1 pseudogene is annotated in these 1,018 nt (G+C 38.9%); it reads right to left on the reverse strand.

The window, feature by feature from the left end:
• Positions 1 to 196: 196 nt before the first annotated feature.
• Positions 197 to 1,018 (reverse strand): annotated as a pseudogene (locus tag QSJ47_RS08110) (hypothetical protein); the annotation flags it as partial.

Below are 1,018 nucleotides of genomic sequence, written 5' to 3' on the forward strand. Positions count from 1 at the left end.
TTTGCATAATTTGCCACTCAAACGCCGTGGGGGCTAAAATTCTATTTATATTGATTTAATATTGATTTATGGGTTTGGGCTGTTTGTGGAGAAAACCTTAAATATGTTTAAGCTTATAAAAGGCTCTAAAAGCGATGAGGGCATGCTAGAGTGCGGGTTTTGGTTTATGTCGTAGTTATGGGGAATTATGTTGTAGCTAAAATAATGATTTGATGAAAGTATATATTTTGTTTATAAAGTCTTGGGGACTTGCAAAGACATGCGTAAAGTATTCTTGCCCGTTCTGGTTAAACTTCTCAATGTAAAGCTTATGCTCCCCTGCTATGTAAAAATCTTTGTCGGTGCCTTCGATAATCTCAAACAAGCCTAGCACCATTGTGCTTGTTTGAGAAAATCTCGTATCCACTAATTTGACCTTTCTAAAGTTGTGTTGTGGCTGTTCATCTTCAAAAAATTCTCCCAAACACCCGTGGTAACTTTGGACTTCTCTTTTTTGTGCTTCTGTATGAAACTGGGAAATTTTAATCATTTTCTCAAACTGCTCTAAACTTTGAAAAATTTGGGTAAAGCATTTTTCTAGTAACTCTGCAGTGGGAGGGTGTTTGGAGTATTTTTTAAAGTCTTCAAAAAAGTTAGGGCATTTTTTAGCCCATTCCAGCTCGGCTTGCACCACCTTTTGTTCTTGTGCTGTGATCTTAAACAATACTTTGATATGCCCTGTGGGGTAGTGTAGAATATCTTTTAAGAGCACTTTTATGAAAATGTGATCTGGGGTGTGTAAGTCTACAATCTGCCCATGATAGGTCCTTAGGGTTTCTAGTTCGTTCTGTATCACCTCTTGTGTCCTTGCTTTGGGCGGTTCTTGTTGTGGAGTGGGAGAAGATGTTTCTTGCGGTGTTTGTGGTGTTGGGATTTGCGCTTCTAAGACAACTAACTTTTGCGTGGTGTCTGAGTCGCCCCCTCTTTTGAAATCTTTGATGAATTGGTCAATGTCCTCAAACACTGCCACAAAATGCCC

The organism is Helicobacter sp. NHP22-001 (genome assembly GCF_030270165.1).
Taxonomy (GTDB): domain Bacteria; phylum Campylobacterota; class Campylobacteria; order Campylobacterales; family Helicobacteraceae; genus Helicobacter; species Helicobacter gastrofelis.